We start from the raw sequence: 22,802 nt of genomic DNA on the forward strand, positions 1-22,802 counted from the left end.
GGACCATGCGATCGCATTGACTGTGTTCACCTCGGCTGAACGCGGAGGAGCGTCTGGATCGTGTGCTGAGGAGTCGATAATGACCAACCGCTATGTGGTGCGAACGGCCGAGGAGGCCGACTACCGCGACCCGGGGGCCCTCGCCCCCGAATCCTCCGGCTTCAGCCGCTGGTGCGCCGTCGGCTTCGACGACGGCGCCGCCCACACCGACTTCGGGATGTCGCGGCTCGAGCCGGGCGGCGTCGTGCCCACGCACGTGCACTCGGTCGAGGAGTCGTTCCACCTCGTCGAGGGAGAGGTGCTGCTCGTGACCCCCGAGGCCACGGTGCACCTCGTCGCCGGCGACTACGGCGTCATCCCGCTCGGGGTGCCGCACTCGTGGCACGCGGTCGGCGACGAGCCCGCGGTGTGGAGCGACATCTACTCGCCGCCCCCTCGTGCGCAGCACGGATACGACACGTACCGCGTGCCCGACATCGCGCCCGGCACCCCGGTCGCCGTCGACCCGCGCGACCCGCGCACGCGCTCCTACGGTGCGATCACGACCGAGCAGATGAACCCGGGCAAGCAGTCGCAAGAGTTGCTCGCCCAGTCGGCGAGCATGCGCACCGCGCTGCTCGTCTACAGCGGCATCTCTCTCAAGATGATGGTCGACAGCGACCTCGGATCGGTGCTGCACACAATGTTCATGGTGCAGTACGAGCCCGATGGCGTCGCCGGCCCGCACGACCACCCCCTCGAGGAGGCCTACCTGATCCTCGACGGCGAGGTCGACGCGACCTTCGACGGCTACGAGGTGCGCATGAAGCCCGGCGATATCGCCTGGGCCGGTGTCGGCTGCGTGCACTCGTTCCGTGCCGTCGGCAAGCCCGTGCGGTGGCTCGAGACCCAGTCGCCCCAGATGCCCGCGCGCCACGCGTACCGCTTTGCGCGCGACTGGACCTATCTGACGGACAAGCTCGGCTCGCAGTAGCCCGGCTGCATCGCACCAGACCGAAACGCTCAAGGAGGAGCAGTGACTCAGCGCACCATCGTCGTCGTCGGCGGAACATCCGGAATCGGCCTCGAGATCGCGAAGGAGGTCGTCGCCCGCGGTGACCGCGTGATCCTCACGGGTCGCGATCAGGAGCGGGCCGAGGGCATCGCCGCCTCGATCGGCGAGAACGCCACGGGCCTCGGGGTCGACATCTCCGAGCCCGAGACCATCGCGGCGAGCCTCGCGAGCATCGGGCCGGTGCACGGTCTCGTGCTCGCCGCCATCGAGCGCGACGCGAACACCGTGCGCGAGTACGACATCGCCCGCGCCCGCCGCCTCGTGACTCTCAAGCTCGTCGGCTACACCGAGACCGTGCACGCGCTACTAGACCGCCTCGAGCCGAGCGTCGATACGGGCATCGTGCTCTTCGGCGGCCGCGCGAAGGATGCGCCGTACCCCGGCTCGACCACGGTCGCGACGATCAACGGGGGCGTCGAGGGCCTCGTGCACTCGATGGCGCTCGAGCTCGCTCCGATGCGCGTCAACGGCCTGCACCCCGGCATCATCGGCGACAGCCCGTTCTGGGCCGACAAGACCGCCGCGCTCGAGGGCTATCAGTCGCGCACGCCGGGCGGCAAGCTCGCCACGATGGCCGACATCGTCGGTGCCACGATGTTCCTGCTCGACAACCGCGGCGTCTCCGGCATCAGCCTCAACGTCGATCGCGGCTGGCGCCTCACCTGACTCTCGGTCGACCCCGGCGTCGCAGGCTAGATATATCCATTCGCATAGACCTAGGATGTCAGCGAAGCTGAACACGTACAGCTGCAGTGAATTGCTCAACGAGGAGGAACTCATGACTGACGCCGCGCCCCGCGCCGGGGACTTCACCCCAGGCCGGCCGATCGTCTTCCGCAACGCCACCGTCATCACCGTCGACTCGACGGGGGTGCTCGAGAACGCGGACGTGCTGATCACCGATGACACGATCGCCGGCGTCGGCCATCATCTCGAGGTGCCCGCCGGGACGCTCGAGATCGATGCTCAGGGCGGCATTCTCATGCCGGGCATGATCGACACCCACCGCCACATGTGGCAGACCGCCCTGCGCGGCTACGGCGGTGACTGGGCACTCAGCCAGTACTTCGTCTTCTACTACCTCACGTGGGGCCACGTCTTCCGTGCGGAAGACATCGCCGCGGGCAATCAGCTCAGCGCGCTCGAGTCGATCGACGAGGGCGTCACCACGACGGTGGACTGGTCGCACGCCCTGCGCACGCCGGACTACGCCGACGCCGCTGTGGAGGCTCTGAAGAGCATCCCGGGCCGGTTCGTGCTCGCCTATGGCAACTACCTGGGCGCACCGTGGGAGTGGATGAACGAGCCCGGCTTCCAACAGTGGGTCAAGAACTTCAAGACCGACGACATGATGGGCCTGCAGGTGGCCTTCGACGTCAACTCGGGCCCCGACTTCCACGAGAAGGGCGCCTTCGAGGCTGCGCGCGAGCTGGGCCTGCGGGTCACCACCCACGCCGGTGTGTGGGGCGTCAACGGCGACCCGAACATCGAGTACATGTACAACAACGGCTTCATGGACGACACCGTTACGTACGTGCACGCGAGCTCGCTCGGGCCCGACAGCTACCACAAGATCGCCGCGACCGGCGGCACGATCTCGATCGCGACGGAGAGCGAGCAGAGCGCCGGCCAGGGCTACCCCTCGGCCTGGGTGGCCAAGAAGTACGGCATCACCGCCTCGCTCTCGATGGACACGAGCGTGTGGTGGAGCGCCGACTTCTTCTCGGCGATGCGCGCCACGCTCAGCTCGTTCCGCTCGCGCGACCACCTCGAGGCGCACGCCAAGGGCGAGACGGTCAACGTCAACCGCATGAAGGCGGAAGACGCCGTGTGGCAGGCGACCATGGGTGGCGCGCACACCCTCGGCATGGCCGACAAGCTCGGCTCGATCACCGTGGGCAAGAAGGCCGACCTCGTGCTGCTGAAGAACGATGAGTCGCCCGCCATGACGCCGATCCTCAACCCCTATGCCCACGTCGTGTACCAGGCCGGCACGGCTGACGTGCACACCGTCGTGGTGAACGGGAAGGTCGTGAAGTACGACGGAGAGCGCATCGGGCTGCCCCTCAAGCCGGTCGCCGACCGCGTCGCGGCCTCGGTCGAGTACGTGCGCGGCGAGCTCGGCGAGGACGCCTGGAAGGAGTGGATGAACCCCGCTCTGCCCGAGGACGAGCCCATCGCCAACCCGTACATGTACCTCTCGGAGGACGACGGGCACAAGCACTAGTCAGGCCTCTGCACCGCTGACGGCGGGCGCCCACGTCGGGCGCCCGCCGTCAGGGCGTCGTGCTGGTCAGATCGTCGGGTACTGCCAGATCTCGAGCTGGATGCCGTCAAGGTCGCGCAGATACGCCCACTGCGAGCCGGCGAGGTCGCCGTCGGTGAGCGTCACGGGCGGGCCGTTGAACACGGCTCCGCGCGCGATGAGCTCGGCGTAGGCCGCGTTCATGTCGTCGACCTCGAGGCAGATGTGCGCCGAGCCGACATCGCCGTTCGTGCGATCCCAATCCTTGCCCTCGGGCTGGTGGTACTGCAGGAACTCGATGTTGACGTTGCCGATGCGGATCATCGAGAACGAGAGCTCTGCGCCCGGCACCTGCACCCCGCGCTCGAGGTCCGGGCCCGAGCCGTGGTTGACCGGTCCGGGCTCGACGCCGAACATGCGGGTGTACCACTCGAACGACCGCTGCATGTCGCGCACGGTGATGCCCACGTGGTGCACCCCGGTGACGGTGAATGCCATTGTCCACTCCTTCGTGTCGATCGCCGTGCAGAAGAGGCGCACGGGGCGGCGACGGGGGCTGCACGACTTGTACCCAGACTCAACACCACAGCAGGGCCTCGCGGCAACCCCGCGTCCGCGCCCGATGGGCCGCAATCGCCCGGAAAACCCGGTCAGAGGGGCCGTGGAGCGAGGCGCGGGGCGCGCGTGGGGGAGCGCATCCGGTGTCGATCTGTTCACTTGATTTGGATGACATGGGGCAGTAAGTTCACCTATAGTGAACACGTGGCGCCGCGCCCTCCCGCTCGCGCGCCGGGCATCGAGGCACGATCACGGACGCAAAGGAGCTTCCTCATGACGGGACGACTGCACGGTCGCACGATCGTCGTGACCGGGGGCGCGTCGGGCATCGGCGCCGCCCTGTGCGAGGGCTTCGCCGCCGAGGGCGCGAACGCGGTGATCGCCGATCTGAACCTCGAGGCGGGCCAGGCGCTCGCCGATCGCATCACCGCGGCGGGCGGCAGCGCGAGCGCCGTGCGCGTCGACGTCACCGACCGCAAGTCGGTGCGCGCGGGCATCGCCGCCGCCGTCGAGCGCCACGGCCGCCTCGATGCGTACTTCAACAACGCGGGCATGAACTCACCCATGAAGTACCTCGATGTCACCGAGGCCAACTTCGATCTGATCATGAAGGTCAACGTGCTGGGCGTGCTCATCGGGGCCCAGGAGGCCGCACGGCAGTTCATCGCCCAGGGCACTCCTGGCAAGATCGTCAACACTGCTTCGATCGCCGGCCGCACGGGCTTCTCGAGCTTCGCGCCCTACAGTGCCGCGAAGGCCGCCGTCATCTCCCTCACCCAGTCGGGCGCCCGCGCTCTCGCCGAGCACGGCATCACGGTCAACGGCTTCGCGCCCGGGGTCGTTGCGACCCCGCTGTGGACGAAGCTCGACAAAGAGCTCGACGAGATCGGCGAGGGCCAGAACGGCTTCGACTCGATGTCGAGCTCGATCCTGCTCGGCCGCCCGGCCGACCCGAGCGACATCGTGCCCACCGGCATCTTCCTCGCCGGGCCCGACAGCGACTACATCACCGGCCAGATCATCCCCATCGAGGGCGGGATGATCCTCGTCTGAGCGACGAGGCCGTCACCGCAGCCAAGAGAGAGCAACCATCATGAAGAACACGGGAACCACGGGCACGAACGGCGTCGACTGGGAGGCGCGCATCGATTTCGATCGCCTGCGCGACGAGCGGCTCGCCCGCCTCAAGGCGCAGCTCGATCGATCCGACGTCGGGGCGCTGCTGGCGTTCGACTTCTCGAACATCCGGTACATGACCGCGACCCACATCGGTACGTGGGCGATGGACAAGCTCATCCGCTTCAGCCTGCTGACGCGCAACACCGACCCCATCTCGTGGGACTTCGGCTCGGCGGCGAAGCATCACAAGCTCTACAACCCGTGGCTCGACGTCACGACCTCCGAGATGGACGCCGATCCGCACTCGCCGCACGAGGGCGCCAAGCGCCCGCGCCTCGAGAGCGGCGCGCGCGCCGGCATCTCGACGCTGCGCGGGGCGTTCCCGCCCGACGCCGGAATCGCCGAGGAGGTCGCCCGCAAGATCAAGCGCGAGTTGGAGAAGTTCGGGGTCGCCGACCAGCCGCTCGGCGTCGACGTGATCGAGTTGCCCATCCTGTTCGCGCTGCAGCAGCAGGGCATCCAGGTCGTCGACGGCCAGCAGATCTTCCTCGAGGCCCGCCGCATCAAGACCCACGACGAGATCCGGCTGTTGACGCAGGCGGCGTCGATGGTGGATGCGGCCTACGAGAACCTCTACGAGTTCCTGCGGCCCGGCGTGCGCGAGAACGAGGCTGTCGGCCTCGTCGCGAAGACGCTCTACGACCTCGGCTCGGAGTACGTCGAGGGCGTCAATGCGATCTCGGGCGAGCGCTGCTCGCCGCACCCGCACGTGTTCAGCGACCGGCTCATTCGCCCGGGCGACCCGGCGTTCTTCGACATCCTGCACAGCTACAACGGCTACCGCACCTGCTACTACCGCACCTTCGCGGTGGGTTCGGCGAGCATGGCCCAGAGAGACGCCTACACGCGGGCGCGCGAGTACATGGACCGCGCGATCGCGCTCGTGAAGCCGGGCGCCACGACGGCCGACATCGTCGCGGTGTGGCCGACGGCGCAGGAGTTCGGGTTCCCCGACGAGGAGGCCGCGTTCGCCCTGCAGTACGGGCACGGTGTGGGGCTCTCGATCTGGGAGAAGCCGATCTTCTCGCGCCTGACCTCGTTCGACCACCCCGAGGTGCTCGAGGAGGGCATGGTGTTCGCGCTGGAGACCTACTGGCCGGCGGCTGACGGGTGGGGCGCCGCGCGCATCGAGGAGGAGGTCGTCGTAACCGCCACCGGGTGCGAGGTCATCACGAAGTTCCCGGCGGAGGAGCTGCTGGTGGCGGGCAAGCGCTACTACGCGGTGGGCGGCGAGCTGAGCACGCTGCGCGACTCGCAGTCGCACCTCAACACGTTCGACGGCCGCGGCGGCAAGTGATCCCGAGCTGATGCCCGCTCTCACCGGAACCATGCGCGCCGCCGTGTACCACGGTCGTGGCGACGTGCGCATCGAGACCCTGCCCGTGCCAATCGCGGTCGAGGGCCAGGCCCTCATCAAGGTGCTGCGCAGCGGCATCTGCGGCACCGACGCCACCGAGTACAAGGCCGGGCCGATTATGTTCCCGATCGACGCCCCGCACCCAAAGAGCGGCCACCAGGGCCCGCTCGTCATCGGCCACGAGTTCGTCGGCGAGATCGTCGACCTGCCGGGAGGGCCGGTCGAGGGCCTCGCGGTGGGCGACCACGTCGCCTCGGGCGCGGGGGTCGCGTGCGGTGAGTGCCAGCGCTGCCGCCAGGGCCGCACCAACCTCTGCGAGCGCTACGTCACGCACGGCCTCAACATCCACGGCGGCCTCGCCGAGTACGTCGCGGTCGCCACCTCGACCCTCGTGCGCATCCCCGACGACTGCGCGCTCGACGCCGCGGGGGTCGCGCAACCGCTCGCGGTCGGGCTGCACGCCGCTCGCCGCTCGCAAGTCGCCGACGGCGACCGCGTCGTGCTGTTCGGTGCGGGGGCCATCGGCACGTTCATCCTCGCCGGGCTCATCTCGCTCGCCGACGCCGACATCACGGTCGTCGACTTCGCGGGCGAGCGCCTCGATCGCGCCCTGCGCCTCGGGGCCACGCGCGTCGTGCCGGTCGACGACCAGTTGCAGGATGCCCTGCGCGCGATCGTCGGACCGACGGGTGCCGACGTGGTCATCGAAGCCACCGGGGCGCCCGGGCAGCTCGACGTCGCCCTGCGCCTCGTGCGCCAGGGCGGGACCATCCTCGAGGTGGGCCTGCCGTCGAAGCCGCAGGAGCTCGACGTGCACAAGCTCGTGCTGAGCGAGGTGACGATCGCGACGACCGTCGCGCACGTGTGCGGCGACGACCTCGCGCCCTCGCTCGAGATTCTCGCCCGCACCGACCTCGGTGACGAGCTCGTCGAGGCCGTGTTCGGACTCGACGAGGTGCCGACCCAGCTCGCCCGCCTCGCGGCAGGGGAGATCCGCGGCAAGGTGCTGTTCGACCCGACCCGCACCGCCTGACCGCAGCAGCAGCATCCCGATCAATCAAGAAAGGTGGCGACAGAGCCATGAGAGCAGCCGTCTTCCACGATGCCAAAGACATCCGGGTCGAAGAGGTCGCCGAGCCGGGAGCCCTCGGGCCGCACGACGTTCGGCTCAAGCCGTTCTGGTGCGGCATCTGCGGCACCGACCTGCACGAGTACGCCGTCGGGCCCATCGTGATCCCGACCCAGCCCCACAAGCTCAACGGCTCGACCGCCCCGCAGATCCTGGGCCACGAGTTCTCGGCCGAGGTGCTCGAGGTCGGCAGGGAGGTGCGCAGCGTGCGCGCGGGCGACCGCGTCTCGGTCATGCCCCTGCTGTTCTGCGGCGCCTGCTACTTCTGCCAGCGCGGCCTCAACCACCTCTGCACCTCGATGGCCTGCGTCGGCCTGAGCGACAGCTGGGGCGGCATCGCCGAGCAGGCGGTCGTGCACGAGTCGAAGGTGGCCAAGCTGCCCGACTCGATGTCCGACATCCAGGGTGCGCTCGTCGAGCCCACCGCCGTCGCCGCCTACGGTGTCGACAAGGCGCAGGTGCGCCCCGGCGACACCGTGCTCGTGACGGGGCTCGGCCCGATCGGCGCGCTCGCCTCGCTCTACGCCGCATCCCTCGGCGCCACCGTCTACATGTCGGAGGTCAACCCCAAGCGTCAGGAGCTCGCGCGCTCGCTCGACGTGGGCGAGCTGCTCGACCCGCGCTCGACCGACGTAGCCGCCGAGCTGCGCGACCGCACGGGCGGCATCGGCGTCGATGCGGTCATCGAGTGCTCGGGCAACGAGATCGCGCTGCAGACCGCCCTGGCCTCGGTGCGGGCTTCGGGCAACATCTCGCAGACGGGCCTGCACACGAAGCCTGCCGCGATCGACCCCATGGTGCTCTCGGAGCGCGACATCACGCTGCGCGGCACGTGGTGCTACCCCGTGACCGACTGGCCGCGCATCATCGACCTCATCGGCCGCGGCCGCATGGATGTCGAGAAGGTCGTGAGCGCGAAGATCGACATGGCCGACATCGTCGAGAAGGGCTTCGAGACCCTGCTGTCGCCGACCGGCGACCAGGTCAAGGTCCTTGTCCGCGCCTTCTGATCACCCCTACGAGTTCAAGGAGCACCACTCTCATGAAGGCACTGCAGTACGTCTCGGTCGACACCCCGCAGGTCGACGAGCTACCCATTCCCGAGATCGCCGACGACGAAGTGCTCGTGGCCGCGCGCTCGGTCGGGGTCTGCCACAGCGACATCGAGCTGCTCGAGGGGCGCTACATCATCCCCTTCCAGTACCCGATCATCCCCGGCCACGAGTGGTCGGGCGAGGTCATGGCCGTCGGCTCGAAGGTCACCGGCCTGACGAAGGGCGACGGAGTCGTCGGCGAGTGCGTCATCGGCGACGACCACTTCGGCTTCTCGATCAGCGGCGCGGCCGCCGAGTTCTTCGTGGCGAAGGAGTCGTGGCTCCACAAGCTGCCCGAGGGCGTCTCGTGGACGAACGCCGCGCTCGTCGAGCCGTTCAGCGTCGCCTACTACGCGCTCATGCGCGTGGGCAATGTCAACGCGAGTGACACCCTCGTCGTGCTCGGTGCCGGCCCGATCGGCCTGTGCGTCACGGCCGCGTCGGCCAAGCTCGGCGCCAAGACGATCGTCGTCGAGCCGAGCGAGCACCGCCGCGAGAAGGCTCTGTCGCTGGGGGCCCACTTCGCGGTCTCGCCCGACGAGCTGGCCGCGGTGCTCGACCGCGAGTCGGGGGGCCGCGGCGCGAGCGTCGTGATCGAGGCGACGGGTCGCCCCGAGGTCATGGCGCAGGCGCTCGAGATCGCCGCCTTCAAGGGCCGCGTCGGCTACATCGGCATCGACGTGGGCCGCGAGGCGCCCGCGAAGCTGGGGCTGATCCAGTCCAAGGAGCTCACGATCACGGGCTCGATCGGCTCGCCGGGCGTCTGGCCCGACACGCTGCGCTTCATGGCGCAGGCGGGCATCGACCTCACCTCGCTCGTGACGCAGCGCTTCGACGTCGACTCGGCGACCGAGGCCGTCGCGGCGGCGCGCAACCCGGCGCAGACGATCAAGGCGCACATCGAGTTCGACGCGTCGCTGTAGAACGGTCGCGCGCGGCCGTTCGGGTCGGCCGCGCGCGAACCGGAAGGGGGCGGATGCTGTGCGCATCCGCCCCCTTCGTCGTGCCGGTCCGCCCTACGGCAGCAACTTCGCCTCGCGGTAGCGCGCGACGGTGTCGAAGAAGCTCGTGCGCGTCGACCGGAAGTTGAGGAACCCGGCCTCGCGGCTCTTCGTCATGTCGGTGATGCACTCGACCTCGCGGCCGAGGTCGCTGTCGCTGTGCCACCACGACGCGAGCTTGCTCACGTCGCTCTCGACGAGGCCCTCGCGCTCGGCGATGCGCGTCCAGACCTCGGGGGCGACATCCGTCATCGAGGCGACGAGGGTGCGCGGCGTGCCCGTCGGGCCCTCCCACTCCACACCGAAGTGCTCGGCGATCTGCGGCCACAGCCACCGCCAGCGGAAGACGTCGCCGTTGGCAATGTTGAACGCCTCGTTCGCGCCCTCTTCGTGGGTCGAAGCCCACACGAGCTGCTCGCCGAGCAGCTCGGCGTCGGTGACGTCGGTCACGAAGTTCCACTGCTCGACCGAGCCGGGGTAGATGAACTTCTGGCCGAGCTCCTTGCAGATGGTCGCGTAGACCGACAGCGTCAGCACCATGTTCATAGCGTTGTCGACCGCGAAGCCGAAGACGGTGTGCGAGCGGTGCACGCTCCAGGTGAAGCCCATGCGCTCGGCGGCCGCGAACAGCTCATCCTCCTGCGCGTAGTAGAAGTTGGGGCTCGGCAGGCGGGGCTCCGACTCCTTGAAGGGGGTCTCGGCCTTGACGCCGGTCGCGTAGTCCTCGAAGGGGCCGAGGTAGTGCTTCAGCCCCGTGAGCAGGGCGACGTGCCGCACGCCGCCGTCGGGCTCGAGCGCCGCGAAGAGGTTGCGCAGGGTCGCGCTGTTGACCGCGATGTTCTCGGCCTCGGTGTCCTTGCGGATCCAGGCCGTGATGATCACGATCTCGGGGCGCAGGCCCGCGAGGGCCGCGGCGGTCGCCTCGGCGTCGAGCAGGTCGGCCTGGATCGGGACGACGCCCTCGACCATCGAGTTGCCGCGACGCGCGAGGCCGTGCACCTCCCACCCCGCCTCGACGAGCTGACGGCTGACCGTCTGGCCGGCGATGCCGGTCGCGCCCACGACGAGCGCGCGCCGGGTGTGTGCAGTGTTCATCAAAGAGCCGCCTTTCGAACGACGATGTTCAGTTGCGATAAACGGTAGCGCACCGCGCGCGCCGCGTCGATGCCGAGCGGCCGGTGCGGCAGCGGCCCTCGAGCACGGGATGCTCGTTCCCGGCCGGGCGCGGTCTGGGCATCCCGCGCCTCACGACAGGCCCGCGCACCCAAAGAACATCCAGAAACATAGAGAATTCGCGGAATGCGGGACGTTGGTCCCTGTCGGAGGGGGCTGGTCAGGAGCATGATGCGAGCCGGACCGGCCGCTGCGGACGGTCGCGCACGGGCTGCGCGGCACTCTCGACGCGAGCGACTGCACCCGGATTCACCCGCGGAAAAGGAACGGCAATAGCGCGGGAAGCGGAATTGTTATGAACAACGCTTGTGAACACCAGCGCTTTTCCATAAAGTGTGACTCAACACCCCGTCCAGCGTGAGCGGCCGGGAGCACCGACTCTTTCAAAGGGGAAAGCATGGCCGACGCCACGTCATCGCCGCGACTGCTCACGAGCGCCCGCTTCGGCATCTCGAAGGGCCTGCTGACGGTGCTCATCTCGACGGTCGCCCTCATCATGCTCAGCGGCCTCCTCGCGCCGAGCTCCGTCTCGCAGGGCGCCGTGCTCGGCATGCTGCCCTTCGCGGCCGTGCTGGCGATCGTCGGCCTCGGCCAGATGCTGGTCGTGCAGCAGGGCGGCATCGACCTGTCGGTGCCCGGCTCGGTCTCGCTCGCCGTCGTCATCGTCACCCACATGCCCAACGAGGACGACGCGCTGCTGCTGCCCGCCGTGCTCGTGGCCTTCGCGTGGGCGATCGGAGCGGGGCTGCTCAACGGATTCATGGTCGGGCGCCTCGGGCTCAACCCCATCATCGCCACTCTCGGCACCAACGCCCTGCTGTTCGGGGCCGTGCTCGGCATCTCCGGCGGCATCCCCCGCACGACGACGAACCTCCTCAGCGAAATCGCCGGCGGTCGCACGGTCGGCATCCCGAACGCAGTGCTCTTCGCGATCGGCTTCCTCGTGCTCGTGACGATCATGGTGAAGAAGACGGTCGTCGGCCGGCGCTTCGAGGCCGTCGGCGCGAGCCCGGCCGCGGCGCGCGCGACGGGGCTGCGATACCGCACGCACCAGGGCGCCGCCTACGTGTGGGCCCAGCTGCTCTTCGCGAGCGCGGGCATCCTGCTCGCCGGCATCACGAACCAGCCCACCGCCTTCCAGGGCAACAGCTACCTGCTCACCTCGGTCGCCGTCGTGGTGCTGGGAGGCACCTCGCTGCTCGGCGGTCGAGGCTTCCCCGCGGCCACCGTGGTGGCCGCCCTGTTCCTCAGCCAGCTCGACCAGTTCGTGCTCGCTCTGGGCGTGCCGTTCGCGGTGCGCACCCTCGTCCAGGCCGCCGCTCTCGCGATCGGCGTCGCGATCTACACGGTCAACTGGGCCGCTCTCCGTCAGCGGTTCGCCCCTCGGGGCGAGCCCGCTGTTCCTGCAACCCCCTGAGCCACCAGCAACACCCCGAACCACCCGCTCCACCGGAGCGGGTGCACCAAGAGATGTGCGACAAGGCCGTCGCGCTCAACAATGGAGGAAACCATGATTCACCGCAGAATCTCCGCGGCCATCGCCGCAGCGGGACTGACGGCGCTCGTCCTCGCGGGCTGTGCCGCTCCGTCCGAGGAGCCGGCTGAGCCGGGCGCGCCGGTCGAGGGCGCACCCGACTGGTGCGGCCCCGAGGAGGCCGTCGTCGGTCTGCTCGACGGCTTCGGCGGCAACAGCTGGCGCCTGGTCACCACGGCCGCCGGTGCTGACGAGGTCGCCAAGTGCCCGAGCGTCGTCGAGTACCTCTACGCCGACGGCCAGGGCGACACGCAGAAGTCGATCTCCGACATCCAGGGCATGGTCGCGTCGGGTGCCGACGCCATCGTCGTTTTCCCGGACGCCGGCGAGGCCATGCTCCCCGCGCTCCGCAGCGCGTACGAGGCGGGCGTCGTGACGGTTCCTTACCGCGTCAACCCGAACGGCGTCGACGGCGAGGACTACGACCTCTGGGTCGGCGCCGACTTCGTCGCTGACGGTGTCGCGTGGGGCAACTGGATCCTGGAGAACTTCCCGGACGGCGCCAACATCCTGTTCCTCTCGGGCCCGGCCGGCAACAGCCAGGGCATCGACGAGCGCACGGGCTTCGAGTCGGTGCTGACCGACCCGAAGTACCAGTACATCGGCGAGCAGCCCTACGAGGTCACCAACTGGGACCCGGCTCTGACGCAGCAGGTGCTCACCGCGGCCATCGCGAAGTACGACCAGATCGACGTGATCGTGTCTGACTTCGGCCCGTCGCTCGTCGGCGCGCTGCCCGAGTTCGAGAAGAGCGGTCGCTCGATCCCCGCGCTCGTCACCTCCGACGGCAACGTGCTCAGCTGCTTCTGGGAGGAGAAGAACGCGTCGAACCCGGACTTCAAGCTCTTCACCGTCGCCACGGGCAACGACAACGTTCGCCTCGCCGTGCAGCACGCCGTGGCTCGCGCCACGGGTGGTGTGATCCCCAGCGAGACCGCGTTCGCCGCTCCGGTGTTCGAGGACTCGGTGAGCGGTTCGCCGAACCCCGTGACCTGCCGCGACGACCTGCCGGGTGACATCTACCTGTCGGCCCAGATGTCGCCGGACGACCAGGCTGCGCTCCTGCAGTAACAGCTGTACTGCGATCCCGGCCCCCGGCTCGTAGAACTCGATTCTGCGGGCCGGGGGACCGGCCGCTCCACACCCGCTCGCACGCACCGATTGAGGGTTCAACCGTGAACAACCAGGCCACCGCCGCGCCGACGACCGTCGCGACGCTCACCATGACCGGCATCTCCAAGAGCTTCGGCGGCGTCGCAGCACTGACCGACGTCTCGCTCGAGGTGCTCCCCGGCGAGGTGCATGCGCTGCTCGGCGAGAACGGCGCCGGCAAGTCGACCCTCATGAACGTCGCGACGGGCACCATCCGCCCCGACACGGGCACCCTGACCTTCCGCGGCGAGGCGCTCGACGACCTCGACCCGCGCGCCGCCGCCCGCCGCGGCATCGCCTTCGTGCACCAGCACCCCGCCGTCATGCCCGACATGACCGTGCTCGAGAACCTGCTCGTCGCCCTGCCGAAGTCGGTATTCGCCGGTGGGCGCGTCGACGACATCGCGCGCGGGCTGCTCGAGACCGCTGGCCTGCGCGTTCACCTGAGCGACCGCGTCGAGAACCTCTCCGTGGCCCAGAAGCACCTGCTCGAGATCGCCAAGGCCCTCGCGGTCAAGCCCGCGTTGCTGGTGCTTGACGAGCCGACGGCCCCCCTCGGCCAGGAGTCGGTCGACATGCTCTTCGCCCTCGTGCGCGACTTCGTCGCCCAGGGCACCTCGGTCGTCTACATCACCCACCGCCTCGCCGAGGTCCGCGAGCTCGCCGACCGCGTCACCGTGCTGCGTGACGGCAAGCTGCGCGCGACGGCGGTCGTCGACGAGATCTCCGACAAGGAACTGCTCTCGCTCATCGTCGGCCGCCAGCTCGACTCGACCTTCCCGCCCAAGTACGAGGGGTCGGACGAGGCGCCGAACTTCGTCATCGACTCGGTCACCGGCCCCGGCTTCAACTCCGTCTCGGTCAGTGCCCGCCGCGGCGAGATCATCGGTGTCGCGGGCGTCGTTGGCAACGGTCAGAGCGAGCTGCTGCGCGCGCTCGCGGGCCTCGTGCCCCTCGACGGCGCTGTGAGCATCAACGGCAGCGCCATGACGGCGCGCGAGCTTCTCAGCAAGGCCGCCTACCTCCCCGCCGACCGCATCACCGAGGGCCTCATGATGCGCCTCTCGGTGCGCGAGAACGCCGCCGTCTCGGCGCTGCGCCGCTTCCGCGGCCGCGCGCTCATGAGCCGCAAGCGCGAACTGGGCATGGTGGGGGAGACCCTCGGGTCGCTCTCGGTCAAGGCTGCCTCGCTCGATGCCACGGTCTCCTCCCTCTCGGGCGGCAACCAGCAGAAGGTCATGGTCGCGCGGGCGCTGCTCTCCGAGCCCGTGCTCGTGCTCGCCGATGAGCCCACGCAGGGCGTCGACGTCGGCGCGCGCGCCGAGATCTACCAGATCCTGCGCGATGTCTCGGCATCGGGCATCCCGGTCGTCATCGCCTCCTCCGACGCGAAAGAGCTCGAGGGCCTGTGCGACACGGTCATCGTGATGTCGCGCGGCCACGTCGTCGACACCCTCCGCGGTGACGAGCTCACGGAAGAGCGCATGATCCACGCGGCCGTCAGCTCGACGACGCAGACGGTCAGTGTCGACGAGATCGCCGAGGCCGAGAGCGACGAGCGCACGGCAGCCCGTGCCGCGAAGCTGCGCCGGTTCCTGCAGGGCGACTACGCCCCCACGGTGCTGCTCGTGGCCGTCATGCTCGGCCTCGGGGCGTTCATCTTCGCCCAGAACGACCGCTACCTCGGCGACTTCAACATCTCGTCGATGCTGCTGCTCGTGTCGGCCCTCGGCTTCATCGCGATGGGGCAGACGATCGCGCTGCTCACCGGGGGCATCGACCTCTCCGTCGGCCCGCTCGTCGGGTTCCTCGTCGTGGTCGGCTCGTTCTTCATCCTCGATGAGGCCCCCGTCACCTCCATCGTGCTCGGCTTCGCCGCCATGCTCGGTGCCTCGATCATCGTCGGTCTTCTCAACGGCTCGTTGATCCGGTACGCGAAGTTCACCGCGATCGCTGCGACCCTGACGGTGTACATCGCGCTGCAGGGCATGAGTTTCATCCTGCGGCCGACCGCCGAAGGCTTCATCAATCGCGAGATCTCGAGCATCATCACGACCAAGCTCGGCCCCGTGCCGGTCGCGTTCATCGTGCTCGTGCTCGTCGTGCTCGGTCTCGAGTACGCGCTGCGCAAGACCCCGTGGGGCTGGCGCCTCCGGGCGGCGGGCTCCGACGAGGAGTCGGCGCGCCGCGTCGGTGTCGAGATCAACCGCACGGTTGTGCTCGGCTACGTCGCGACCTCGGCGCTCACCTTCCTCGGTGCGATCATGCTCATGACGCAGATCGGCGTCGGCGACCCCGCACAGGGCGTCGCGTACACGCTCTCGAGCATCACGGCTGTGGTGCTCGGCGGCACGAGCCTGCTCGGTGGTCGCGGCACCTTCGTCGGCACTTTGCTGGGCTCGATGCTCCTTATCCAGGTGCTCAACGCGACGGTGTTCCTGCGGCTCGACCAGATGTGGCAATACATCCTGCAGGGCGTGCTGATCCTCGCGGCGGCCATCCTGTACGCGATCGCGCGCTCGAAGCGCCGTCGTCGCAGCGCGCCCCGCGCATGACCGGGCGGGCGATCGTGACAGGATGCCGCGCATGAGCACGCCGCGCGTCGCGGTGCTCGGTACCGGCGCGAACGGTGCCGGCATCGGCGCGGACCTCGTGCGAGCGGGCCACGACGTGACCTTCATCGAGCAGTGGCCCGCGCACGTCGAGGCGATGCGGCGGCACGGTGTGCGCGTCGAGATGCCCCACGCGACGATCACGACGCCGGTCACGGTCAAGCACCTGTGCGAGGTCGCCGAGCTGCGCGATCCCTTCGACCTGGTCTTCGTGCTCGTCAAGGCGTACGACACGCGCTGGGCGAGCGAGCTGATCCGCCCGCTCGTGGCCCACGACGGCCTCGTGGTGGGGCTGCAGAACGGCATGCAGCTCGATGACATGGCCGAGATCATCGGCCTCGAGCGGACGCTCGGCGCTGTGATCGAGGTCACATCGAACATGTTCGAACCGGGCGTCGTCGAGCGGCAGAGCACGCCGGAGAGGTCGTGGTTCGCGATCGGCAGCATGCATCCCTCGACCATCGGGCGCGAAGAGGAGGCGGCCTCAGTGCTGCGTGCCGCGGGCACGGTCGAGATCTCGCCCAATATTCGCTCGTCGAAGTGGATGAAGCTCGTCGCCAATGCCGCCGAGCTCGTGCCCTCGGCCATCCTCGACCTGCCCCTCGGCGACGCCGTGCGCCTGACGGGGATGCGCGAGTTCATGATCGCGACGGGGCAGGAGGCCGTGCGCACGTGCCTCGCCACCGGCAGCAGGCTCATGCCGATCTTCGGCATGACCGAGGCCGATCTGGCTGAGCCCGACGACTACGCCGTGACGCTGCTCGACCGCGTGCTGACCGACTACACCCTGCCGTCGACCCGCACGACCGTGCTGCAAGACTGGATGAAGGGGCGCCGCAGCGAAGTGAACGAGATCAACGGTTTCGTCGTGCGCGAGCAACGTCGCCTCGGCGGGTCGGCGCCGCTCAACGAGCGCGTCGTTGACCTCGCACTGCGCATCGAGGCTGGCGAGCTCGAGGCGCGACCCGAGAACCTCGCGCTGCTGCTCGCAGGCTAACGCCCGATCGAGCATGGCCCCGATCGGGGCGGGCTGCTCAGCGCCCGCTGCGCCGACGCGTGACCTCGGCCACCGCCGACCAGTCGAGCTGGGCGAGCTCGGGGTCGGCGAGCGCCGCCTCGAAGAGCTCGTGAAGCACCGGAGCGACGGGGAGGGCGACGCCCAGCTCGGCCGCGGCATCCTCGACCAGGGTGAGGCCTTTCAGCCCCAGCGACATCGCGAAGCCGACCGGCTGGTAGCGCTTCTCGGCGATGATCGGCCCGTAGCCCTTGTGGGCCGACCCGCTGAAGGCCGTGTGGGTGAGGATCTCGATGAACGTGGTGGGGTCGATGCCGCCCGCCTCGACGAGGGTGACCGACTCGGCGATCGACTGCAGGGCATTGAGGATCGAGTAGTTGACGGCGATCTTGACGACGGCGGCGAGTCGCGGGTCGGTGCCGAGGTTCCAGAGGCGTGACCCGAGGGCCTCCATCGAGGGCTGCGCGGCCTCGATCGCGGCCGGGTCGCCCGAGGCGACGACGAGTAGCGCGCCGGTGTGGGCGACCGTCGAACGGCCGAGCACCGGGGCGCTCACGTAGCCGACGCCGTGGCGGGCGTGCCGCTCGGCGAGCTCGGCAGCGGCAGCGGGGCTGATCGTGGCGTGGTTCACGTGCACGCGGCCTGCGGGAACGCCGGCGAGCAGCTCATCGGTGAACAGGCCGAGCACGACGGCGTCGTCGGTGAGCATCGAGTGCACGATCGTCTGCGCGGCGAATGCCTCCGCGACCGACTCCGCGCGTTCGATCGACCCGTGCTGCGACGCGAGCTGCTCGGCCGCCCCGGGGCTGCGGTTCCACACCAGAACGCGGTAGCCCTGGTCGACGAGACGCGAGGCCATGCCCGACCCCATCGCTCCCAGCCCGAGGAAGGCGACGGAGGGTGCTGCGGTGCTGCTCTGCTGATCCACGATGATCTCCTCAGGACGACGCCGACGCGCTCGATGCGCGCCTAATGTACAGTATTACTTCACAAGGCTTCGCGCGCGAGACGGATCCTGCGCCTTCCTCGGGAAACGCCGCCGATCGGGAGGGGTAGACCGGGCGGTCGGCTATGCTGACCTCGACTCGTGTTCACCGAGGCTGTCGATCAACGACGATCATGTGGGTAGACGGAAGGATGTGCTGATGCAGTTCGATGTCGGATCAGAGCTGCGTCGCGTGCGCGAATCGAAGAAGCTGAGCCTGCGCGCCGTCGCATCGTCGGTCGGCGTCTCCGCGAGCCTCCTCTCGCAAGTCGAGACGGGCAAGACCCAACCCTCGGTCAGCACCCTCTACGCGCTGGTCAACCACCTCGGCATCTCGCTCGATGGGCTCATGGGCACCTCGCGCCCCGCATCCCCCGCGCTCGGCCTCAGCACCGCATCGTCGCCGGCTGATCCGGACAACGATCGCCGGAGCGACTCGGTCGTGCAGCGCCGGGAGGACAACCCCGTCATCGAGATGGAGAACGGCGTCACGTGGGAGCGGCTCGCCGTGGGCGACAGCGCCATCGCCGACCCGCTCATCGTGACCTACGCGCCATCGGCATCGTCGTCGGTGGAAGGCAAGATGATGCGCCACGCTGCGCTCGAGTACGGGGTCCTGCTCGAGGGGCGCCTCTCGCTGCGCATCGACTTCGAGACCTACGACCTGGAGCCCGGCGACTCGTTCTGCTTCGACGCCTCGCGTCCGCACCTCTACATCAACACCGGCGACGTGCCCGCTCGCGGCATCTGGTTCGTCATCGGCCGCCGCGAGATGGCGTACCAGACGCTCTCCGACCTGGGCCACGACGAGACGGGCGAAGTGCGGCCGCCGGCATCCGCGGTGGAGGTGCTGCAGGCCATGAAGGCGATGCGGCCGGAGCCTCGCGGCTAGAGCTGCTCCTCGCGTTCGGCGAACACCTCGGGGTGGCTCGCGAGCTGGCGCCGGGTGCGCCGGATGTGGCCGGCGAGCATCGATTCGGCCGCGTCGATGTCGTGGTCGCGCAGCGCCCCGACGATCAGGCGGTGCTCGTCGTGCACCGTGCGGCGCGCGCGAGCATCCATGAGCCCGGTGTACACGCGCCGATAGGCCTGCGTGCGGTTCCAGAGGCGGTGCACGAGTTCGCTGAGCACCACGGTCTGGGTGCCCGTGTAGGTCAGGAGGTGGAACTCGCGGTCGAGCTCGAGGAACACCTCCGGATCGTCGGACTCGGCCATCGCGGCGGCGAGCTCGTCGAGACGGTCGAGCGCCGGTTCGTCGAGGCTCGGCCCGCTCATGCGCAGCAGCAGCGGCTCGACGCGCTCGCGCACCCGGTAGATCTCCTGGCACTCGCTGAGACTCAGCGACGAGACCCACGCGCCCGTGTTGGCGACGAGTGTCACGAGCCCCTCGGCCTCGAGCATGCGGAGGGCCTCGCGCACCGGAACGCGGCTGGCTCCCGATTCGAGGGCGAGCTCCTCCTGCCGGATGCGGGCACCGGGCGGGTACTCCCCGCGGATGATCGCCTCGCGGATGAGGTCGGCGACATGCGCGGCGGCGGCGCCGTGCTCGCGGGGCGGGGTCACCGCTCTACTCTGCCGGACGCGCGGGGTGCCAGAGCACCACGTCGGCCCCGCGCTCGTAGGCCTTGCCCTGGGGGAAGCTGACGAGCTCGAACTGCATGCCCCACGGGCTGAGGAAGTAGACCCAGCGCTGGCCCTCGCTCGCGTTGCGGCTCGCGGTCGGCTCGCCGAGCACGAGGATGCCGTGCCTCTTCAGGTGCGCGACACCGGCATCGAGGTCGTCGACGTAGAACGCGAGGTGATGGCCCCCGATGTCGCTGTTGCGCGGCTGGGGCGCCTGCCCATCGGCGGGCTCCCACTGGAAGACCTCGAAGTTCGGGCCGTGCCCGCAGCGGTAGAAGCGCAGCTCGCGCATGACCGAGCGCGGATGCACGTCCAGGTGCTCGGCCATCCAGTCGTCGTCGCGCTGGAAGGGGCCGAGCGTGTAGACGTACTCGCAGCCGATGACGTCGACGAAGAAGCGGTGCGCCTCGTCGAGATCGGGCACCGTGAAGCCGATGTGCTCGGTGCCACGCAGTCCGGGCAGTGCCATCGGGGCCTCCAGACGGGGAAAAGGACGGTCAGTGGATGCAATATACCCCGATTGACTCCCGCGTAACGGAAAACTCTCCACAAAGGCGTTGCGATTGGATGCAATGTTGTCTATTCTCGCTCTCATGGCGAAACAGCGACGTTTGCAGACCGAGGTTCCGTGGGTCGAGATCACGACCACGCCCGCCGACTGGAAGGCGGCCGACCCGGGTCTGCTCGCGACGATGCTGGGGCAGCTGCACCTCATCCGCGCCTTCGAGGAGCGCGTGCTCGACCTCGCCGCCGAGGGTCTCGTGCACGGCCCCGCGCACTCGTCGATCGGCCAGGAGGGCGGCGCCGTCGGCTCGATCGTCGGCCTGCGCTCGAGCGATGCCGTCAACGGCTCGCACCGCGGCCACCACCAGTTCCTCGCCAAGGCCCTCACGCACGTCGCGAAAGACGGCCTCGCCCTCGACGCGCTCGTCACCGCCGACATCCAGACGGTGCTGCAGCGCACCCTCGCCGAGATCCTCGGCCTCGCCCAGGGCTACTGCCGTGGCCGCGGCGGATCGATGCACCTGCAGTGGTTCGAAGCCGGCGCGCTCGGCACCAATGCGATCGTCGGCGGCGGCGCGCCCATGGCCACGGGCAACGCCTGGGCCCAGAAGCACGCGGGCACCACCGACCTCACCATCAACTACTTCGGTGACGGCGCGGCGCAGATCGGCTCGGTGCTCGAGTCGATGAACCTCGCCGCCGCCTGGAAGCTGCCGGTCGCGTTCTTCATCGAGAACAACCTCTACGCCGTCTCGACCCACATCGAGGAGGCGGTGGCCGACACCCGCCTCTCGGTGCGCGGCCAGGGCTTCGGCATCCCCTCCTGGCGCGTCGACGGCATGGACCCGCTCGCCGTGCACCTCGCGATGCAGGAGGCCGCCGCGGTCATGCGCTCGGGCGCCGGCCCCGTCGTCATCGAGGCCGAGGTCTACCGCTTCTTCCACCAGAACGGCCCCTACCCCGGCAGCGCCTTCGGCTACCGCACGAAGGAGGAGGAGCAGGAGTGGAAGAAGCGCGACCCGCTCGACCGGGTCGCCGCTGAGATGACGAAGCTCGGCCTGATCGACGACGCCGGCGTCGCGAGCGTGCGCGCCCAGGCCGTCGCCGCGATGGATGCGGCCACCGCCGAACTGCTCGAGGCCGACCCCGAGAAGCAGGGTCGCCGGCGCATCCGCCCCGAGCTCTGGCCCGACACGGCGTTCGTCAACGTGGGCGTGCGCGGGGACGCGAGCGAGCTGGACGCCCTGCGCGTGCTCGACCCGAGCCGATCCGGCGCCGCTCGCGAGGAGATGAAGTTCGTCGACGCCGTCGCCGCGGTGATGGAGCGACGGATGGGCGAGGACGAGCGCATCGTGGTGCTCGGTGAGGACATCCACCGCCTCAAGGGCGGCACGAACGGCGCGACCAAGGGTCTCGCCACCGCGTACCCCGAGCGCGTGCTCGGCACGCCGATCAGCGAGAACGCCTTCATGGGCCTCGGCGGCGGGCTCGCCCTCGACGGCCGCTACCGGCCGGTCATCGAGTTCATGTACCCCGACTTCATGTGGGTCGCCGCCGACCAGGTCTTCAACCAGGTGGGCAAGGCGCGCCACATGTTCGGCGGCGACAACCCCGTGCCGCTCGTGCTGCGCACGAAGGTCGCGATGGGTTCGGGCTACGGTTCGCAGCACCTCATGGACCCGGCGGGCATCTTCGCCACGAGCCCCGGGTGGCGCATCGTCGCCCCCTCGTCGGCCGCCGACTACGTCGGCCTCATGAACGCGGCGCTCGCCCTGCAGGACCCGGTGCTCGTCATCGAGCACGTCGACCTCTACGGCGAGAAGGACGAGATCATCGCCGGCGACCTCGACTACATCATCCCGCCCGGCACCGCGGCCGTGCGCCGCGAGGGCTCGGCCGTCACCGTCATCAGCTACCTGTCGATGGTGAAGCACAGCCTCGAGGCCATCGAGCAGACCGGCGTCGACGCCGAGCTCATCGACCTGCGCTGGCTCGACCGCGCGTCGATCGACTGGGCGACCATCGAGGCGAGTGTCAAGAAGACCAACGCCGTGCTGATCGTCGAGCAGGGTGCCCAAGGCACGAGCTACGGCGCGTGGCTCGCCGACGAGATCCAGCGCCGCTACTTCGACTGGCTCGACCAGCCGGTGCAGCGCGTGACGGGTCAGGAGTCGTCGCCGTCGATCTCGCGCGTTCTCGAGAGGGCGGCCATCGCGCGCACGGAAGAAGTCGTCACCGCACTGCAGGCGATCGTCGCGAACGGGGCAGGTGCCTGATGGCCACGACCATCCGCATGCCCGAGGTGCTCGCCAACGTCACCGAGGCGGCCGTGCAGAAGTGGCTCGTCGCCCCCGGCGACGAGGTGGCGGTGGGCCAGCCCTTCGCCGAGATCGAGACCGAGAAGGCAGTCGTCGAGTACATGGCCGAGACGGCCGGTACCGTGCTGCAGCTTCTCATCGGGGAGGGCGACGCCGTCGACGTCGGTGCTCCCATCGCCATCGTGGGAGTGGCTGGGGTGGGGGCCCCTGCCTCTCCCGCGGCAGCTCCGCCTGCCGCATCCGACGGGGGTTCTGTGGTGGTGGCCCCG

20 protein-coding genes are annotated in these 22,802 nt (G+C 69.3%); 15 read left to right on the forward strand and 5 right to left on the reverse strand.

Features of this window, described 5'->3' with window-relative positions; all coding sequences use genetic code 11:
* Positions 1–79: 79 nt before the first annotated feature.
* From ACTIE9_RS02965 to ACTIE9_RS02975, 3 genes are all read left to right on the forward strand, one after another.
* Positions 80–973: a cupin domain-containing protein gene (locus ACTIE9_RS02965; RefSeq protein ID WP_439564079.1), complete on the forward strand. Its 894-nt coding sequence runs from the start codon at positions 80–82 to the stop codon at positions 971–973.
* 42 nt (positions 974–1,015) lie between these two features.
* Entirely contained in the window at positions 1,016–1,720 is a 705-nt protein-coding gene (locus ACTIE9_RS02970; RefSeq protein ID WP_439564080.1) for an SDR family NAD(P)-dependent oxidoreductase, read from the forward strand.
* A 112-nt stretch (positions 1,721–1,832) separates the two neighbouring features.
* Positions 1,833–3,281, forward strand: a complete 1,449-nt coding sequence (locus tag ACTIE9_RS02975) for an amidohydrolase family protein (protein WP_439564081.1) — start codon at positions 1,833–1,835, stop codon at positions 3,279–3,281.
* A gap of 66 nt (positions 3,282–3,347) precedes the next feature.
* On the opposite strand, the gene ACTIE9_RS02980 is transcribed toward ACTIE9_RS02975, so the two are convergent.
* Positions 3,348–3,797 carry a VOC family protein gene (locus ACTIE9_RS02980; protein WP_439564082.1) on the reverse strand — a complete coding sequence of 150 codons (450 nt, stop codon included), beginning with the start codon at positions 3,795–3,797 and terminating at the stop codon, positions 3,348–3,350.
* A gap of 333 nt (positions 3,798–4,130) precedes the next feature.
* Between ACTIE9_RS02980 and ACTIE9_RS02985 the strand changes: the two genes are divergently transcribed.
* From ACTIE9_RS02985 to ACTIE9_RS03005, 5 genes are read left to right on the forward strand one after another with little or no spacing between them, the layout of a single operon-like run.
* Positions 4,131–4,910 carry an SDR family NAD(P)-dependent oxidoreductase gene (locus tag ACTIE9_RS02985; RefSeq protein WP_439564083.1) on the forward strand — a complete coding sequence of 260 codons (780 nt, stop codon included), beginning with the start codon at positions 4,131–4,133 and terminating at the stop codon, positions 4,908–4,910.
* A gap of 40 nt (positions 4,911–4,950) precedes the next feature.
* Positions 4,951–6,333: a M24 family metallopeptidase gene (locus ACTIE9_RS02990; protein ID WP_439564084.1), complete on the forward strand. Its 1,383-nt coding sequence runs from the start codon at positions 4,951–4,953 to the stop codon at positions 6,331–6,333.
* A 10-nt stretch (positions 6,334–6,343) separates the two neighbouring features.
* On the forward strand, positions 6,344–7,426 hold the full coding sequence (locus tag ACTIE9_RS02995) for a zinc-dependent alcohol dehydrogenase (RefSeq protein ID WP_439564085.1): 1,083 nt from the start codon (positions 6,344–6,346) through the stop codon (positions 7,424–7,426).
* A 47-nt stretch (positions 7,427–7,473) separates the two neighbouring features.
* A complete protein-coding gene (locus ACTIE9_RS03000) occupies positions 7,474–8,532 on the forward strand; it encodes a 2,3-butanediol dehydrogenase (protein ID WP_439564086.1) in 1,059 nt (352 codons plus the stop codon).
* 32 nt (positions 8,533–8,564) lie between these two features.
* Positions 8,565–9,539: a zinc-dependent alcohol dehydrogenase gene (locus ACTIE9_RS03005; RefSeq protein ID WP_439564087.1), complete on the forward strand. Its 975-nt coding sequence runs from the start codon at positions 8,565–8,567 to the stop codon at positions 9,537–9,539.
* 93 nt (positions 9,540–9,632) lie between these two features.
* Here the strand turns inward: ACTIE9_RS03005 and ACTIE9_RS03010 are convergent, their stop codons facing one another.
* Positions 9,633–10,712, reverse strand: a complete 1,080-nt coding sequence (locus ACTIE9_RS03010) for an SDR family oxidoreductase (RefSeq protein WP_439564088.1) — start codon at positions 10,710–10,712, stop codon at positions 9,633–9,635.
* 475 nt (positions 10,713–11,187) lie between these two features.
* On the opposite strand from ACTIE9_RS03010, the gene ACTIE9_RS03015 reads away from it, so the two are divergent.
* From ACTIE9_RS03015 to ACTIE9_RS03030, 4 genes are all read left to right on the forward strand, one after another.
* The gene (locus ACTIE9_RS03015) at positions 11,188–12,207 is read left to right on the forward strand and encodes an ABC transporter permease (protein ID WP_439564089.1); all 1,020 of its coding nucleotides are present in this window, start codon (positions 11,188–11,190) and stop codon (positions 12,205–12,207) included.
* Between the two features lie 93 nt (positions 12,208–12,300).
* Positions 12,301–13,395, forward strand: coding sequence for a substrate-binding domain-containing protein (locus tag ACTIE9_RS03020; protein ID WP_255160242.1), 1,095 nt, complete (start codon positions 12,301–12,303; stop codon positions 13,393–13,395).
* 104 nt (positions 13,396–13,499) lie between these two features.
* The gene (locus tag ACTIE9_RS03025) at positions 13,500–16,031 is read left to right on the forward strand and encodes an ATP-binding cassette domain-containing protein (RefSeq protein ID WP_439564090.1); all 2,532 of its coding nucleotides are present in this window, start codon (positions 13,500–13,502) and stop codon (positions 16,029–16,031) included.
* A 31-nt stretch (positions 16,032–16,062) separates the two neighbouring features.
* Positions 16,063–17,085, forward strand: coding sequence for a ketopantoate reductase family protein (locus ACTIE9_RS03030; RefSeq protein ID WP_439564091.1), 1,023 nt, complete (start codon positions 16,063–16,065; stop codon positions 17,083–17,085).
* A 37-nt stretch (positions 17,086–17,122) separates the two neighbouring features.
* On the opposite strand, the gene ACTIE9_RS03035 is transcribed toward ACTIE9_RS03030, so the two are convergent.
* Positions 17,123–18,031, reverse strand: a complete 909-nt coding sequence (locus ACTIE9_RS03035) for an NAD(P)-dependent oxidoreductase (RefSeq protein WP_439564092.1) — start codon at positions 18,029–18,031, stop codon at positions 17,123–17,125.
* Between the two features lie 217 nt (positions 18,032–18,248).
* Between ACTIE9_RS03035 and ACTIE9_RS03040 the strand changes: the two genes are divergently transcribed.
* Positions 18,249–18,980: a cupin domain-containing protein gene (locus ACTIE9_RS03040; protein WP_439564093.1), complete on the forward strand. Its 732-nt coding sequence runs from the start codon at positions 18,249–18,251 to the stop codon at positions 18,978–18,980.
* On the opposite strand, the gene ACTIE9_RS03045 is transcribed toward ACTIE9_RS03040, so the two are convergent.
* Complete coding sequence (locus ACTIE9_RS03045; RefSeq protein WP_439564094.1) at positions 18,977–19,651, reverse strand: GntR family transcriptional regulator; 675 nt, start codon at positions 19,649–19,651, stop codon at positions 18,977–18,979. The genes ACTIE9_RS03040 and ACTIE9_RS03045 overlap by 4 nt on opposite strands.
* Positions 19,652–19,655: 4 nt before the next feature.
* Entirely contained in the window at positions 19,656–20,180 is a 525-nt protein-coding gene (locus ACTIE9_RS03050) for a VOC family protein (protein WP_439564095.1), read from the reverse strand.
* A gap of 124 nt (positions 20,181–20,304) precedes the next feature.
* Here ACTIE9_RS03050 and ACTIE9_RS03055 point away from each other — a divergent pair, with 124 nt between their 5' ends.
* Together ACTIE9_RS03055 and ACTIE9_RS03060 are read left to right on the forward strand one after the other, a co-directional pair.
* On the forward strand, positions 20,305–22,491 hold the full coding sequence (locus ACTIE9_RS03055) for an alpha-ketoacid dehydrogenase subunit alpha/beta (protein ID WP_439564096.1): 2,187 nt from the start codon (positions 20,305–20,307) through the stop codon (positions 22,489–22,491).
* Positions 22,491–22,802, forward strand: a 312-nt coding sequence (locus ACTIE9_RS03060) for a biotin/lipoyl-containing protein (protein ID WP_439564097.1), incomplete at its 3' end; no start/stop codon positions are given. The genes ACTIE9_RS03055 and ACTIE9_RS03060, both read left to right, overlap by 1 nt.

Origin of the sequence: Microcella sp. (assembly GCF_051860105.1) — a bacterium.
Classification (GTDB): Bacteria; Actinomycetota; Actinomycetes; order Actinomycetales; family Microbacteriaceae; genus Microcella.

Excerpts from the sequence above, each read along its gene's own strand:
- ACTIE9_RS02965 (WP_439564079.1), top strand. The coding sequence starts at position 80 with ATGACCAACCGCTATGTGGTGCGAACGGCCGAGGAGGCCGACTACCGC.
- ACTIE9_RS02975 (WP_439564081.1), top strand. The coding sequence starts at position 1,833 with ATGACTGACGCCGCGCCCCGCGCCGGGGACTTCACCCCAGGCCGGCCG.
- ACTIE9_RS02980 (WP_439564082.1), bottom strand. The coding sequence starts at position 3,797 with ATGGCATTCACCGTCACCGGGGTGCACCACGTGGGCATCACCGTGCGC.
- ACTIE9_RS02985 (WP_439564083.1), top strand. The coding sequence starts at position 4,131 with ATGACGGGACGACTGCACGGTCGCACGATCGTCGTGACCGGGGGCGCG.
- ACTIE9_RS02990 (WP_439564084.1), top strand. The coding sequence starts at position 4,951 with ATGAAGAACACGGGAACCACGGGCACGAACGGCGTCGACTGGGAGGCG.
- ACTIE9_RS02995 (WP_439564085.1), top strand. The coding sequence starts at position 6,344 with ATGCCCGCTCTCACCGGAACCATGCGCGCCGCCGTGTACCACGGTCGT.
- ACTIE9_RS03000 (WP_439564086.1), top strand. The coding sequence starts at position 7,474 with ATGAGAGCAGCCGTCTTCCACGATGCCAAAGACATCCGGGTCGAAGAG.
- ACTIE9_RS03005 (WP_439564087.1), top strand. The coding sequence starts at position 8,565 with ATGAAGGCACTGCAGTACGTCTCGGTCGACACCCCGCAGGTCGACGAG.
- ACTIE9_RS03010 (WP_439564088.1), bottom strand. The coding sequence starts at position 10,712 with ATGAACACTGCACACACCCGGCGCGCGCTCGTCGTGGGCGCGACCGGC.
- ACTIE9_RS03015 (WP_439564089.1), top strand. The coding sequence starts at position 11,188 with ATGGCCGACGCCACGTCATCGCCGCGACTGCTCACGAGCGCCCGCTTC.
- ACTIE9_RS03020 (WP_255160242.1), top strand. The coding sequence starts at position 12,301 with ATGATTCACCGCAGAATCTCCGCGGCCATCGCCGCAGCGGGACTGACG.
- ACTIE9_RS03030 (WP_439564091.1), top strand. The coding sequence starts at position 16,063 with ATGAGCACGCCGCGCGTCGCGGTGCTCGGTACCGGCGCGAACGGTGCC.
- ACTIE9_RS03040 (WP_439564093.1), top strand. The coding sequence starts at position 18,249 with ATGCAGTTCGATGTCGGATCAGAGCTGCGTCGCGTGCGCGAATCGAAG.
- ACTIE9_RS03050 (WP_439564095.1), bottom strand. The coding sequence starts at position 20,180 with ATGGCACTGCCCGGACTGCGTGGCACCGAGCACATCGGCTTCACGGTG.
- ACTIE9_RS03055 (WP_439564096.1), top strand. The coding sequence starts at position 20,305 with ATGGCGAAACAGCGACGTTTGCAGACCGAGGTTCCGTGGGTCGAGATC.